The sequence below is a fragment of the Pseudomonas sp. FA-1 genome, from assembly GCF_056856075.1.
Genome location: NZ_JBWXTH010000001.1, coordinates 30,538 through 43,613 on the forward strand (window position 1 = coordinate 30,538; position 13,076 = coordinate 43,613).

A 13,076-nucleotide genomic window follows, 5' to 3' on the forward strand; every position below is an offset into this window, starting at 1 on the left:
TCCCGCGATAAAGGGCGATGCCCTTGCCAGGCGAAGGTGATATCGGGCCCGCCCTAATCGCGGGGCAAGCCCGCTCCTACAGAAGCCGGCATGGCCTTCAATCATCGGACGAACTCACCTTCTGCCAGCGGAACACCTCGGGGATCGGATACTTGTAGGTGTCCAGCCATCGCTGCAGGGTGGCATCCCGCTCGGCCGCAGTCTGCACCTGCAGCCGGGGCGAGGCCTGCTGGTTGCTCGCCTGCACACGCAACCAGGCTTCGGCAGCCGAATCCGGCGGTGGTTGGCGGAGGGGGTCGTCGGCCAGAGCCGAAAAAGGGCTGGCCAGCAGGGCCAGGGTCATCATCAGCATGCGCATGGTACACCCCTCCTTTCCATCAACCGACCGAGCCACGCCCGGTCGCCTTCAACTGCCTGGCCCGAGCCTGCGCTTCGGCGAACTGCTCCGGCTTGAGGCGCAGGCGGGCCACCAGGTCGGTGGCCTGCTGCCAGTTGTCCTCGACCAGCGACAAGGTCACCAAGTTGACCGCCGGTAGCGGGTTGTCGTCCTTGAGCTCGATGGCCGTCAGGAATTCGAACCGCGCCTGCTCGTGATTGCCCAGGTTCATCAGCACCACGCCCAGGTCGTTGCGCACCTTCTCATCGGTCGGCGCCAGGCGCACGGCCCGCTGCAGGTTGCGCAGGGCCTGTACATCGTCGCCGCGGGCCGAGGCAAGCTGCCCCAGGCCATGCTCACCTTCTGCCGCCAGGCAGCCGCCGAGCAGGCTGCGGTACAACGGCTCGGCCTCGCTGCGCCCCAGCAAGCGCAGCACGCGCGCCTTGCGCAGGCGCACCTGATCGAGGTCGTCCGGTAGCTGCTGCAGGTGCGCAAGGCTTGCGTGGGGACGGCCTTCGTTGAGCACCTCGTCGGCCAGGTTCAAGGCCAGTTGCTGATCGGCATCGGGCTTACCGCACGCGGGCGTGCCCAGCAACCGGGCGATGCCCTCAGGTGGCTGGCCCGCGCAGCCGCCAAGCAGCAACAGGCCGGTGAACAACAGGATCGCTTTCATCCAACTCCCCCCTCAGGACGCCAAGGCCCGCGTCAGTGCGGTGAACCCCGGCCCGGCCAGGACAATGAGCAGGGCCGGGAACAAGAACATCATCATCACGGCCGACATCTTTGCCGACATCTTCGAGACCCGCTCCTGCAAGCGGGTCAGGCGCCGGTCATCGAGCAAGGCCTTGAGTGCCTGCAGCGATTTCATCGCGCCGCTGCCCTGCACCAGCAACTGGCGCAGGATCACGCAGGTGTCGATGAACTCATCCACCGCCAGCAACTGGGCGGTTTTCTCGAGCTCCGGGCCCAGGGCCAGGCCCGAGTCCACCCGTTGCAGGACCAGACGTAGCTCCTCACTGATTTCCGGCACCAGGCTACGGCCTTCATGGCTCAGCACACGCAGGGCCTGCTCCACGGCCAGGCCGGTCTCGAACAGGATGCGCAGCAGCGGAATCAACAGGCTCACCTCCAGGGCGATACGCTGCTGGCGGCGCAACGCTGCTATCGCCAGCACGCGCTTGGGCAACAAATAGCCGATGCACAGGGCGCACAACGGCAAGACCAACCAATGGCCGCCCCCACCACCTGCCAGGCCATGCTGGAGCAACAAGGCCATGGCCAAGGCCACCACCGGCAACCCCAGTTGCAGGGCAGCGAACAAGGCGCGCTGACGGCTGCGGCGCCAGCCCACGCGGTCCAGCAGGGCCTGGGTTTCGCCGTCCAGCTTCTGCAACCGTTGCCCCAGAGAGGTGCTGCCCAGCCAATGCAGCCAGTCCTCCAAGCGCTCCTCGCGCGCCAGCTGGCCTTGCAGACGACGGGCGACCAGCTGCCGCGCGCGCAACTGGCGCAAGGCCTGCAGGCCCAGCAAAAGGGAGGCGACGAGCAGGCACAGGGCACAGAGCAACAACGCCATGGTCACAGGCTCCTCATCATGCGCCAGAGCACCAGGCAACCGACCGCCTGCAGCACGAAAGCGAACAACAACATCATCTGCCCGTGGCTGTCGCGCCACATGGCCAGCAGGTAGCCGGGGTTGCCCATCAGGAAATAGACGACCATCGCCAGCGGCAAGGCTCCCAAGATCCACGCGGTGACCCGCGTCTCACCGGTCATGGCCTTGAGCTGGCGCGCGCCGTGTTCGCGTTCGCGGATCAGCTTGATCAAGTTCTCCAGCAGCTCACTGGCATTGCCACCGTAATGCTGGTTGATCCGCAGCCCCAACGCGAACAACCGCAACTCGTCCTGCTCGTACAGTTCGGCCAGTTCACTCACCGCCTCTTCCAGAGGCACGCCCAACTGCACGTTGCGCCGCACCCGGCCCATGGCCGACCGCAGGGGTTCGCGGGTGCCGTCGATACCACCGAGCACGGCATCGCTCAGGGTGCGCCCGGCCTTGAGGCTGCGCACGCTGTAGTCCAGCAGGCCAGGCAATTGGTTGATGATCTGCGCCACCCGGCGACGATAGCGCAGGCTCAGGTAGAGATAGCCAAGCAGCGGCAAACCCACCAGCAGCATCAGTGCCGCCACCCAGCCGGCCCACCACCCGCTCAAGGCCACCACGGCCAGCCAACCCAGCAACCAAGGGCGCACGCGCAGCTCGCCTGGAGCCAGCCCCGCCCGTTGCAGCAGTGGGTCGAGCCAATCGCGCCGTGCACTGCCCGCACGCACCACTTGGTAGGCGCGGCCCAGGCGCTGGAGGATGCGTTCCTCGCCGCGCTTGTGCAGGCCCCGGCGCCACAGCAGCAGGGCGATGCCCAGCAGCAGCGGCGACAACCCCAGCAACAACGGGCCCATCACGACAGGCCCTCGTTGCGCAGCTTGGCGCCCGCCGGGTTCGGCGCCTCGCGCAGGAAACCGTCGCCGCCACGCCGGTCGAGGCGGAACAACGTATTGGTGACATACACATCGTCGCGCACCCCGACCACTTCGAGCACCTCGCTGACACAGCGGCGCCCATCGGCCAGACGGGTCAGCTGGATCACCACGTCGAGCGCCGCGCAGATCATCTGCCGCAAGGTCTTCTCGGCAATCTGCCGCCCGGTCAGCCCCACCAGGGTTTCCAGGCGCAGCAGGGCATCCTGGGCGGTGTTGGCGTGCACCGTACTCATCGAACCGTCATGTCCGGTGTTCATCGCCGTGAGTACATCGAGCACCTCGGCGCCGCGGATCTCGCCGAGCAGGATGCGGTCCGGGCGCATGCGCAAGGCGTTGCGGATCAGCTCGCTGGCCTTGATCTCGCCATGCCCCTCGGCATTCGGCGGACGGGTTTCCAGGCGTACCACATGGGGATGATGCAATTGCAGTTCCGCCACGTCTTCGATAGTCACCAGCCGCTCATGGGGCGCGATCATCTGGCTGAGGATGTTGAGCAGGGTGGTCTTGCCGGTGCCGGTGCCGCCACTGACCAGGATGTTGCAACGGCGCCCCACGGCATTTTCGAAGAAATCGAAGATCGCCTGGTCAATGGCTCGAGTGGCCAGCAGGTCGGCACTCTTGAGCATGTCCTGGCGGAACTTGCGGATCGACAGGCAGGGCCCGTCCAGCGCCACCGGCGGGATGATCGCATTGACCCTGCTGCCGTCGGGCAGGCGCGCGTCGACCATCGGCGACGACTCGTCCAGGCGCCGACCGAGCGGTGCGAGGATACGCTGCATCACCCGCTCCACATGGTGGGCATCGATGAAGCGCAGGTCGGTGCGCTGCAGCAGCCCGCCCCGCTCGACGAATACCCGATGCGGGCCGTTGACCAGGATCTCCGTGACGCTGGGGTCGCGCAGCAATACCTCCAGCGGGCCGAAGCCGGTGAGTTCGTCCACCAGCTCCTCGGCCAGGCGCTCGGTCTCGTAGCGCGACAGGGCCAGGTGCAGGCGCGCGATATAGTCGCCCACCTGCTCCACGACGAACTGGGTCAGCGCCGGCCGGGCGCCTTCCAGCAGGTTGCGGCCGCTGTCTTCCATGGCGTCGATGACGAAACGGTGCAGGGCCCGCTTGAGCGCCTGTGGGTCGGCGGTGGCGTGGCGTGGGCCGCCAAAGGGTTCGTCGGCGCTCATTTGCTACCCCACAGGCGACGCAGCCAGGTGAAGGTCGGTGCCGGCAGCTTCTCGGAGCGCCGTGCCAGGCGCTCGCCCAGGCCTCGCAGGGCCTGGGTCAGCCTTTCGCGCGGGGCCAGCTCGAACAGGCTCAGGCCCTGGTTCTTGGCGTTCAGGCGCACCTCTGGGCTATAGGGCAACGCCTTGAGCAGCGCCAGGCCATAGCGCTTGGCCAGGGCGTCGGCATCGGGGGCCACATTGCGCAGGTAACGGTCCACCAGCAGCACCGCATGGTCCAGCTTGATGCCGCGATCGCGCCATTGCTCGAGCACGTCCAGGGTGCGGCGGCAATCGAGGATGTTCTGGTCGGTGTAGACGATCAGCTTGTCGCAGTGGCTGACGATGGTGCGCAAGGCTTCGCTGTCGGTTTGCCCGGTGAGGTTGATCACGATGTGCTGGAAGTGCTGGCGCAAGGCGCTGAGCAGCATGTACAGCTCGGCCGCGCTGGTCTGTTGCAGCGGTTCGTCGCTGTCGGCATAGGCCAGGATACGAAGGTCGCCTTTGTCGCGGGCGAACGCGCTGTCGATCAGTGTCGCGTCGAGCCGCCGCAGGTGGCGCAGGGCGTCGCCGAAGTAGAACGACTCCTCCATTCCGAGCAAGGCCAGGCTGTCACCACGCGGCAGGCCGAGGTCCAGCAGCAGGGTCTGTTGGCCGCTCTCCTGCACCACCCGCGCCAGGTGGGAGGTGAGCAATGCACCATCGGCACCCGCTTGGGCGCCATAGAGCACCGTAAGGCCACCCAGGTTGGGGTTGCTGGCCACCGCCGGCAGCCGCTTGCCCAGCCGGCGCACCAGCCCGGCCACTTCGCTGGCGCGCGAGCCGTAGGCCACGAAGTCCCGGGCGCCAGCACGCATGGCGTGCAATACCAACTGATTGTCCATGCCATCGCCCAGGGCGACGATCGCCAGCATCGGCTTGGCCTCCAGCACGCCTTCGATCAAGGCGCACTGGCTGACCAGTTGTTCGCGGTCCAGGCCGATGAACACCAGGTTGCTGAAGGTCACATCGATCAATGCCAGCAGCTCGTCGAGGTTGCCGCTGTTGGCGCCGATCACCTGGCCCAGTGGGGTCAGGGCACCTTGCAGCCACTGCAGGTCCTCTTCGTTGCGGGTGATGGCCAGGTAGGTCTGGTTCAGCTCGTTCATCGCGATAACCCGCTGCGGCCTTCGAAATTGCCGTTTTCCAGGAAGAACAGCTGGCCCCAACTGGGGTCGTAGGTGCGCAGGCGCTCGCCCGGCAGCTCCGGCAGGCGCGCATTGGCGGCCAGCGGCTGGACCAGGTGCGGCGTGACGATCATCAGCAGCTCGGTGTCTTCGCGGTTGAGCGTCGACTGGCGGAAGAACGCACCCAGGATCGGCAGGTTGCCAAGGCCGGGCAGCTTGTCCACGGCCGAACGCGTGTTGCTGCTTACCAGGCCACTGATGATGAAGCTCTCGCCATCGGCCAGGGAAATGCTGGTGTCGGTGCGCCGCACCTTCAGACCCGGCACCAGGGTGCCGGCAATGTTCACGGCATTGGTGTAGTCCAGCTCGCTGACCTCCGGCGCCACCTTCAAGGTGATGCGGTTGCGGCTGACCACCGTGGGCGTCAGTGCCAGGCGCACACCGAACTCCTTGTATTCGATCGAGACGTTGTCGCTGCCGCTGCTGGGTACCGGGATGGGGATTTCACCGCCGGCCAGGAAGCTTGCGGTCAGGCCGCTGAGCACGGTCAGGCTGGGGCGCGCCAGGGTGTAGGCGAAGCCACTGTTCTCCAAGGCGTTGATCGCGGCCAGGAAGCGGCTGCTGCCTCCGCCCCAGACGATGTTGAACACGTTGTTGTCGAGCGGGATCACCGGGCGGTTGATCGGCACTTCGCCTGGGCTCACGCCGGTGACCGGCACGGTGCCGGGCGAGCCGATCAGGCTGTTGTTGGAACCCTTGAAGAACAACCGCGCCCCGGCTTCCTTGTACTTGGTACGCTGCACCTCGACGAAGCGGATATCGGCCTGCACCTGGCTGGGCAACTGTTCGTCCTGGGAGGGCAGCAGCGCGCCTTCGGCCATGTCCACACTGGCCCGCCCCTTGACGAACAACATGGCCCGGTGGGGCGCGGGGGCGCAGGCAGTCCACAGCATCAGGCTGGTGTTGCCCGGCCCCACCGCAGTCAGGAGCACGGCACGCTCGCCGCTGGCCTGGACGTCCGCGACCTTGGGCTCGCCGATGGCAACCCGGGTGATGGTCACAGGCAGGCGCAGCTCCTGCTGCAGGCCCTGGTCCATCTCGATCACCGAGGGCAACTCGCCGAACGCCGCGCAGCCGTCGGCCGCCTGGGCAAGGGGCACTGCCAGCATCAACGGCAGGGCCTGGCACAACTGACTGAGTATCCGCTCGATACTACGCATGGCGGCGTCCTTGCTAGGTCATGGAGTCTTGGTAGTGTCGTCTGCCTGGGCGCCGCGAATGATCTGCATGCCGGGCGCACGGTTGCCGGGTACCACCGCCTTGGCGATGGGTACCTGGGACAGCTGGCTGAAGCGATAGAGTTCGCGGTTGGCACTTTCCACCTGGGCAGCGCCCTGCGGGTCGGACCAGTAGCGCGCCAGCAATTGCTCGTCGGCGCTGCGCACCGCCAGGCGCAAGGTACCGGCCTGGGCCGCCAGCATCAGGCGGCTGGCCAGGGCTTGCGGCACGGCCAGGGCGACGGTCTTGGTGGCGACACCTAGCTGGTTGCGTTGCGCCTTCTGTTCATCGGCGGTCTGTGCCGGGCGGCCATCGTTGGCCAGGCCCGTCTGCTCGCCGACACTGAGCACCCGCAAGGCCGGAAGCACGACCTGGGCGGAGGATTGCGGGTTGTTGTTCTCTTCACGCAGGAACAGCAGTACATCCACGTAATCGCCCGGGCGCACCTGCCCGGCTGCGCCGGCCACATCGTCGACCGCCACGGCCACCGCACGCTCGTGGCGTCGGATCATCCGCGCCAGTGGCCCTCCGGCCTGGAAGCTGTATTCGTCGAGCCAGCTGCCTGCAGCCAAAGGGCGACTGCTGCTACGCCCCAAGGCCTGTTCGATACGTTGGAAGGCACCTGCAGGCACTATCTGCAGGCGGTCGAGCAACAGGTCGTCCGCAGTCAGGGGCGTATTGGCGGGAACGTCGCGGCGCACCACGACGATCTGTGAACGGGCGGGTTCTTCGGCCTTGGCAGGCACGGGTGCGACGACAGGAGCAGGCCCTTGGGCGAGCGCCGGTGCCGGTTGCACGACAGGCGCTGGCGGACGGCTGAGCACCAGGCCCCAGTATCCGGCCAGAATCGCCGCGACCAGGAACACGGCGGCGAGAACCATGGTCAAGCGACTGCTCATTTCCGCTAACCCCTTGCGCCAACTGCCAGGAAATGATGGCAAAAAGTAACCACCTTGCTAGTGGAAGGTAGCCGAGGGCGTCTGTTTCGCCATTTTTTCATGCCGTTTTTTCGAGACATAAAATTGACGCACAAGCAAAACAGCAGGTTAGCGCGCCTGTTTGAAATCAATACTTTAGGATTAATACCTTCTTACATTTGCAGGTTTCCACGGGTTGGCGATTCTGTGATGGCAAAGGGGTATCACTTAGGCGAAACCCCGCTACCGGCGCTTGATTGCGCGAGGAGTGTTGCCATGCTGCTGAAACTGTTTGTCCACTGCAAAGTCTTCCTGCAACGCAAGGATGGAGCGTCCGGTATCGAATATGCGCTGATCGCGGCGATGGTCGCGGTGGTGCTGGCGGGGTTCACGACGGACATTTCTGCTGAAGTCGATAAGATCATGACGGCGATCAAAGACGGTATTACGACCCCAGCCCCTACTAACAATTGAGCCTAAGCTTGCTGTTTTCCTCTAGAAGGAACCCACCATGCCAACCTCTTCCTTGCGTCAACAGATCCTCCTGGTGGACGACGAGGAAGAGGCGCTGCTCGAACTCGCCGAACTGCTGGAAAACGAAGGCTTCATCTGCCATACCGCCACCTCGGTCAAGGGCGCCCTGCTCCAACTCACCCGCCACCCGGACATGGCGCTGGTCATCACCGACCTGCGCATGCCCGAAGAAAGCGGCATCAGCCTGATCAAGCGCCTGCGCGACCACACCGCCCGGCAACACCTGCCGGTGATCGTCATGTCCGGCCACGCCGACATGGACGATATCAGCGACCTGCTGCGCCTGCAGGTGCTCGACCTGTTCCGCAAGCCGATCTACCACGCGCGCTTGCTGGAAACCCTGGACAACCTGTTCCCAAAGCCACGGATGCTGGTGGCAGGCTGAAGCCCGGCAGACCTGCACCGCCCTGAGACATGTAGGAGTTACCCCTCTGCTCGTGCCCTCGTACGCTCCATTGCTCCTGTTCCAAGCAAAGGAAACATACGATGAAACATATGGGCTATCTCGGCATTTCGCTGATCACTGCCTTCCCCTACCTGTTCACCACCGTCTCGGTCGCCGACGACCTGGCCGTGGCCGTCGAGCATAGGCAGGCGAGCAAGGATACGGGCGCTCGTCCACAAGGCGTCTCGGCCTCGAAAGGCAACCCTACCAAGGCCAGCAATGGCCCGCTGCCAGGCGATGTCTGCCTCTTCTCCTCTTTCAACGGCAACGAAATCCAGGCACGCGAATGCGGCAGCGGGCATTTTTCGGCGCAAGGGCCTGAGCAGGTGCTCGGGGTCGACGAGCGACAACATGCGTTGCGCAGCTCAGTGCAAGTAGAGCGTGGCAGAAGTGAGGTGGCGTCCGTCAGTGAAAGCAAGCTTGCAGACCGAACGACGGCTCATAGCGCGTAGTCGAGGCTCACGGTAAAGCGCGCCTTGCGCTCACGGCTGTCCAGCGCGACATCCGCAAGCGGCTTGGCGAACTCCAGGGCGAGACTGGCGCCACGCCCATCCCCCAGGCGCACGCCCATGGCCATGGACGCCATGCGTGCATCCTGCACATCGAGGCCATTGGTCCAGGTCCGGGCGGCATCGAATGCCAGGTACGGTTGTACCAAGCGTGCCCAGGTGCTGCTTGCATGGACGCTGTAGTTCACCTCGTATGCCAGCCCCCAGCCCTTGTCGCCCGAGGCCTGGTCCGCAGGGTATCCCCGGCCGAAATGCTGGCCGCCGAACAGCACACGCTCGCTGTCGGGCAAGTCGTTGCCGCTCCAGTAGAGGGCCGCCGACGCCACGCCCTGCCAATCGCCGAACCATCGATCGCTCTGCAAGGCCGACAGGCGCAAGCGCAGGAAGTCCACGTCGCGGTTGCTGTCGCTGCGGGCACCGAAGTAGTCCAGGCCTTGGTACACGCCAGCACTGACGATACGCAGCCGCTCGGCCTCGAGGGTACGCCAGTCCCCTTCGAACGAAACCGCACGGATATAGGTGTCGCGCTTCCCCTGTTGTACCTGGTCGCGGACATGGTCGGCCGCCGTATAGAAACGCCCGACCACATCGAGCCACTCGCCGGGCCTGGCGATAAGCGCCTGGCTGATGCCGACGTCGAAACGTTCGCTCTCCCAGCGCTGGCGCAGGTCAGCGCCATGTTCCAGGCGCACGTAGGTGCGCGGCTGGCTGCGGTAGCGCGAGGCAGAAAGCAACAGCCGGCTCCCTTCGCCATCCAGGTACTGGCTGTAGTCGAGCGCGTAGAAATGCGCCTTGTCATCGCCCGGAGGCCATAGCACGCGGGCCGCCCATTGCTCGGCGAAGCGGGTCTGGGCGTTGCTGGTGATGCCCATCCCCACCTGGGCAGCGTCACGGCTGCCATCGTTCAGGGTCAGGGTAGCGTCGAACGCTTTGCGTGATACGCGCACCAACAACGGCACGGCGCCCTCACGGCCTGTGCCGGGTAGCCACTCGACCTGGGCACTCACACCCGGTATGCGGTCGATCAGGCCGATGTAGCGCTCGAAGGATGCGCGCGTCAGCGGACGCTCGGCCATGAGCTTGCCCAGCAAGCGCTCCACGTACGCCGCCGCCGCGCCGATGTCACCCTCGAGCCGATAGCCACTGATGTAGCCTTCCACCAGCATCACCTGCACACGCCCGTCGGCGAAGTCCTGCCGTGGCAGGTAGGCGCGGGACAGGATATAGCCATCCCGCTGGTAGCGTTGGGTCAGGCGTTCGGTCACCGCCGTCAACTGCGCCAAAGTCACCACGTGCCCCACCAGCGGCTGGTAGTGCTCGCGCAGTTCGCTCAGCAGGTAAACCGTGCCACCTTCGAAGCGCACCTTGTGCACGGGGATCGGCGTGTCCATGCCTATGGCGTCCTGCGCCGGAATAGACGGGGCCGGCAGGGGCACGGCATAGCCGGCGGGGCGGTAGGCGTCCAATGGAAGGTTCGGCGTGGGCAGCCGACGTGCAGTTTCGTTGCTGTCGAGGGCTGGCGGCAGGGGGCCGGCATGGCAGGCGAAGGACAGCATCAGCAGGGTGATGGCCAGAGAACGCATGGGACGCTCCATGATCCGCCGAAGACGGGGCGCGTCGACACCGCCCTCAGGCTCAAGCTTAGGCGCCAGTACGTCGGTCGTCGAACAGCTTTGCGGCCCCCAGGGCGTTCCAATCATTCACTGACCTGAAACTCCACCCGCGCCGTCTCGCCACTTTCGTCCAAGGCGCTGAGCTCGATGCGCCCGGCCTGCTCGAAGCGCACCAGCAAGTTCTCCTGCCCGCGGGTTTCACCCACAGGCCGGCCATTGAGGAACCACCAGCGCTGCCCGCCCCCGCCCAGCGCCGACACAGGCAACTGCAATGGCTCGCGGCTGGTGGCCGGGCGGCGCAGGTGGTCACCGGAGCGCACGCCAACGATCGACAACGGTGGCGCACTGGCCGGTGCCTGCGGCGGGCAGGCACTCTCCAGCGCAGGTAGGCGCGCGGCACGCCGCTCAGCCCGCGGCAGCCACGGCTCCAGCGGCGCCGGCCACAGCGCCACCTCCCGAGCCTTGGCGCCAGGGCAACCGGCATCGACGCGCAGGCCCCGGTCATTGACCCAGATGGCCTCGCGCAGGCCCAGCCCCAGCGGTTGGTCGGCAGCCTGCAGCGTCGGCGGCGTGGTGCCGTCCAAGGTCCAGGCGAAGCGCTGCCGGCGGCAGTTGGGGTCCTGGCGACTCATGGGTTGGCCCAAGGGCCAGCAGATCGCAGCCACACCGACGCTCTGCGGTACACGCACTACCGGAGCGCTGATGCCTCGCTGGCTGTCGCGATTGTTCAACAGGTCATGCACCTGCAGCATCAACGGCGCCGCCGAGGCCAGGCCGAACTGCCCCGGCACAGGCGTGCCATCCGGGCGCCCGATCCACACACCGATCAGGTAGCGCGGCCCGACGCCCACCGACCAGGCATCGCGAAAGCCATAGCTGGTACCGGTCTTCCAGGCCAGTTGCGGGCGCTGCACCAGCTCGGCATGGGGGTCGCGGTCCGGGCGGGCCTGGCCGCTGAGGATACGCCGCACGATCCAGGCAGCCCCGGGCGACAGCAGCCTGCGCTCTACCAGTGGGTCCGTCGGTTGCAGGCGGATCCGTGCACTCTTGCCGTCACGGGCGAACGCCGCGTAGCCGCCGACCAGGTCCTCGAGGCGGCTGCCGGCCCCGCCCAGGATCAACGACAGGTTCGGCTCGGCAAGCGGCGGCAGCACCAGCGGCATGCCGCCCATGCGCATCTGCGCGGCGAAACGTTTCGGCCCGTAGGCTTCCAGCAGCTGAACCGCCGGCAGGTTCAGCGACAAGGCCAGGGCAGCGCTGGCCGAGACCGGGCCGCTGAAGCCCATGGAGAAGTTACCGGGACGATAGTCGCCATAACGGCGCGGGACATCCTGCAGCAGCGACTCGGAGTGGATCAGGCCATCGTCCATGGCCATGGCGTAGAGGAACGGCTTGAGGGTCGAGCCTGGCGAGCGCAGGGCCTGGACCATGTCGACATGGCCGAAGCGACGCGCATCGCCCAGGTCGATCGAGCCCAGGTAAGCGCGTACCGCCATGCTCTGTGCCTCCACCACCAGCACCGCTGCCGAGGTGCGCTCCGGCAGGCGGGCGCGCCAGCCCAGCAACAGGTCTTCCAGGCGCCGCTGCAGTGAGGCGTCGAGGGTAGTGCGAATGAGTGGCGGGCTGTCGGCGCGGTTCAGGCGACGGGCGAGCAGTGGCGCCAGCGCGGGCTCCTGGCGCGGCGCCAGCAGCAAGGCCTCTTCCCGTGCCTCCTGGATGCGCTGCGCCGGCCAGGTCTGGTAGTCGGCCAGGCGCTGCAGCACCTTGTCGCGTGCCCGCTGGGCACGCTCGGGGTGCCGGTCGGGACGCAGGCGGCTGGGCGCCTGGGGCAGCACCGCGAGCAGCGCCGCCTCGGCCGGCGTGAGGTGCCTGGGCGACTTGCCAAGGTAGGCCCAGCTGGCAGCCGCCACGCCTTGCAGGGTGCCACCGAACGGTGCGCGGTTGAGGTAGAGCTGGAGAATCTCGCGCTTGGACAGGTGCCATTCCAGCTGCGCTGTGCGCCACAGTTGGCGCAGCTTGCCCGGTACGGTGCGCGCGTGTGGATCGAGCAGCCGCGCGACCTGCATCGACAGGGTGCTACCACCCGACACCACCCGCCCGCCCCGCAGGTTCAGCCACGCGGCCCGCGCCAGGGCCAGCGGATTGACCCCGGGGTGGCGGTAGAACCAACGGTCCTCATAGGTGAGCAGCGCCTCCAGGTACAGCGGCGAGACCTCGTCAGGGCTGACCGGGTAACGCCACACGCCGTCGGCATCGGCGAAGCGCCACAGGGGCGTGCCGTCCTCGGCCAGCACCACCCGCGCCAGGTCATCGTCCGGCATGGGCAGTGGCCACAGTCGGTCGGCCAGCCACAACGCCCCCACTACCAGCAGGCAGACAATGCCGACAGCACGCAGGGCCCTTGCGGTACGCGTAGGCAGGCAGGCTAACATGGGCACCGGGAACCGACTTGGCCAGGTAATGGCCAAAGGCTAGGGAACGGCACCCATGCC

General features: G+C 66.5%; 13 protein-coding genes. 3 read left to right on the forward strand and 10 right to left on the reverse strand.

What is annotated here, in order from left to right:
• Positions 1-97 precede the first annotated feature (97 nt).
• From AC1MHZ_RS00150 to cpaB, 8 genes are read right to left on the reverse strand one after another with little or no spacing between them, the layout of a single operon-like run.
• Positions 98-358, reverse strand: coding sequence for a DUF3613 domain-containing protein (locus AC1MHZ_RS00150; RefSeq protein WP_084858731.1), 261 nt, complete (start codon positions 356-358; stop codon positions 98-100).
• Positions 359-377: 19 nt separating this feature from the next.
• Entirely contained in the window at positions 378-1,049 is a 672-nt protein-coding gene (locus AC1MHZ_RS00155) for a tetratricopeptide repeat protein (protein ID WP_084858732.1), read from the reverse strand.
• A 12-nt stretch (positions 1,050-1,061) separates the two neighbouring features.
• On the reverse strand, positions 1,062-1,949 hold the full coding sequence (locus AC1MHZ_RS00160; RefSeq protein WP_324816579.1) for a type II secretion system F family protein: 888 nt from the start codon (positions 1,947-1,949) through the stop codon (positions 1,062-1,064).
• Positions 1,950-1,951: 2 nt separating this feature from the next.
• Complete coding sequence (locus AC1MHZ_RS00165; RefSeq protein WP_084858734.1) at positions 1,952-2,833, reverse strand: type II secretion system F family protein; 882 nt, start codon at positions 2,831-2,833, stop codon at positions 1,952-1,954.
• A complete protein-coding gene (locus AC1MHZ_RS00170) occupies positions 2,830-4,086 on the reverse strand; it encodes a TadA family conjugal transfer-associated ATPase (RefSeq protein WP_084858735.1) in 1,257 nt (418 codons plus the stop codon). The genes AC1MHZ_RS00165 and AC1MHZ_RS00170 overlap by 4 nt, the downstream gene beginning before the upstream one ends.
• Positions 4,083-5,270 (reverse strand): CpaE/TadZ family protein, encoded by a 1,188-nt coding sequence (locus tag AC1MHZ_RS00175; protein WP_482965910.1) that lies wholly within the window; start codon positions 5,268-5,270, stop codon positions 4,083-4,085. Before AC1MHZ_RS00175 ends, AC1MHZ_RS00170 begins: the two co-directional genes overlap by 4 nt.
• Positions 5,267-6,508, reverse strand: a complete 1,242-nt coding sequence (locus AC1MHZ_RS00180; RefSeq protein WP_416767181.1) for a type II and III secretion system protein family protein — start codon at positions 6,506-6,508, stop codon at positions 5,267-5,269. The genes AC1MHZ_RS00175 and AC1MHZ_RS00180 overlap by 4 nt, the downstream gene beginning before the upstream one ends.
• A gap of 18 nt (positions 6,509-6,526) precedes the next feature.
• On the reverse strand, positions 6,527-7,465 hold the full coding sequence (gene cpaB / locus AC1MHZ_RS00185; RefSeq protein WP_482965911.1) for a Flp pilus assembly protein CpaB: 939 nt from the start codon (positions 7,463-7,465) through the stop codon (positions 6,527-6,529).
• A gap of 294 nt (positions 7,466-7,759) precedes the next feature.
• On the opposite strand from cpaB, the gene AC1MHZ_RS00190 reads away from it, so the two are divergent.
• The 3 genes from AC1MHZ_RS00190 to AC1MHZ_RS00200 all read left to right on the forward strand — a co-directional run bounded on the left by AC1MHZ_RS00190 (position 7,760) and on the right by AC1MHZ_RS00200 (position 8,914).
• The gene (locus AC1MHZ_RS00190; protein WP_482965912.1) at positions 7,760-7,957 is read left to right on the forward strand and encodes a Flp family type IVb pilin; all 198 of its coding nucleotides are present in this window, start codon (positions 7,760-7,762) and stop codon (positions 7,955-7,957) included.
• Between the two features lie 37 nt (positions 7,958-7,994).
• Positions 7,995-8,402 (forward strand): response regulator, encoded by a 408-nt coding sequence (locus AC1MHZ_RS00195; protein ID WP_084858740.1) that lies wholly within the window; start codon positions 7,995-7,997, stop codon positions 8,400-8,402.
• Positions 8,403-8,503: 101 nt separating this feature from the next.
• Positions 8,504-8,914, forward strand: coding sequence for a hypothetical protein (locus tag AC1MHZ_RS00200; protein ID WP_482965913.1), 411 nt, complete (start codon positions 8,504-8,506; stop codon positions 8,912-8,914).
• On the opposite strand, the gene AC1MHZ_RS00205 is transcribed toward AC1MHZ_RS00200, so the two are convergent.
• Positions 8,902-10,554 carry a ShlB/FhaC/HecB family hemolysin secretion/activation protein gene (locus AC1MHZ_RS00205; protein WP_465001469.1) on the reverse strand — a complete coding sequence of 551 codons (1,653 nt, stop codon included), beginning with the start codon at positions 10,552-10,554 and terminating at the stop codon, positions 8,902-8,904. The two genes, AC1MHZ_RS00200 and AC1MHZ_RS00205, sit on opposite strands and share 13 nt — an antisense overlap.
• Positions 10,555-10,667: 113 nt before the next feature.
• Positions 10,668-13,016 (reverse strand): peptidoglycan glycosyltransferase PbpC, encoded by a 2,349-nt coding sequence (gene pbpC, locus AC1MHZ_RS00210; RefSeq protein ID WP_143515246.1) that lies wholly within the window; start codon positions 13,014-13,016, stop codon positions 10,668-10,670.
• Positions 13,017-13,076 lie beyond the last annotated feature (60 nt).

What these genes read in the sequence shown, in the direction of transcription:
- AC1MHZ_RS00150 (WP_084858731.1), bottom strand. Translation starts at nt 358, where the DNA reads ATGCGCATGCTGATGATGACCCTGGCCCTGCTGGCCAGCCCTTTTTCG.
- AC1MHZ_RS00155 (WP_084858732.1), bottom strand. Translation starts at nt 1,049, where the DNA reads ATGAAAGCGATCCTGTTGTTCACCGGCCTGTTGCTGCTTGGCGGCTGC.
- AC1MHZ_RS00160 (WP_324816579.1), bottom strand. Translation starts at nt 1,949, where the DNA reads ATGGCGTTGTTGCTCTGTGCCCTGTGCCTGCTCGTCGCCTCCCTTTTG.
- AC1MHZ_RS00170 (WP_084858735.1), bottom strand. Translation starts at nt 4,086, where the DNA reads ATGAGCGCCGACGAACCCTTTGGCGGCCCACGCCACGCCACCGCCGAC.
- AC1MHZ_RS00175 (WP_482965910.1), bottom strand. Translation starts at nt 5,270, where the DNA reads ATGAACGAGCTGAACCAGACCTACCTGGCCATCACCCGCAACGAAGAG.
- AC1MHZ_RS00180 (WP_416767181.1), bottom strand. Translation starts at nt 6,508, where the DNA reads ATGCGTAGTATCGAGCGGATACTCAGTCAGTTGTGCCAGGCCCTGCCG.
- cpaB (WP_482965911.1), bottom strand. Translation starts at nt 7,465, where the DNA reads ATGAGCAGTCGCTTGACCATGGTTCTCGCCGCCGTGTTCCTGGTCGCG.
- AC1MHZ_RS00190 (WP_482965912.1), top strand. Translation starts at nt 7,760, where the DNA reads ATGCTGCTGAAACTGTTTGTCCACTGCAAAGTCTTCCTGCAACGCAAG.
- AC1MHZ_RS00195 (WP_084858740.1), top strand. Translation starts at nt 7,995, where the DNA reads ATGCCAACCTCTTCCTTGCGTCAACAGATCCTCCTGGTGGACGACGAG.
- AC1MHZ_RS00200 (WP_482965913.1), top strand. Translation starts at nt 8,504, where the DNA reads ATGAAACATATGGGCTATCTCGGCATTTCGCTGATCACTGCCTTCCCC.
- AC1MHZ_RS00205 (WP_465001469.1), bottom strand. Translation starts at nt 10,554, where the DNA reads ATGCGTTCTCTGGCCATCACCCTGCTGATGCTGTCCTTCGCCTGCCAT.
- pbpC (WP_143515246.1), bottom strand. Translation starts at nt 13,016, where the DNA reads ATGTTAGCCTGCCTGCCTACGCGTACCGCAAGGGCCCTGCGTGCTGTC.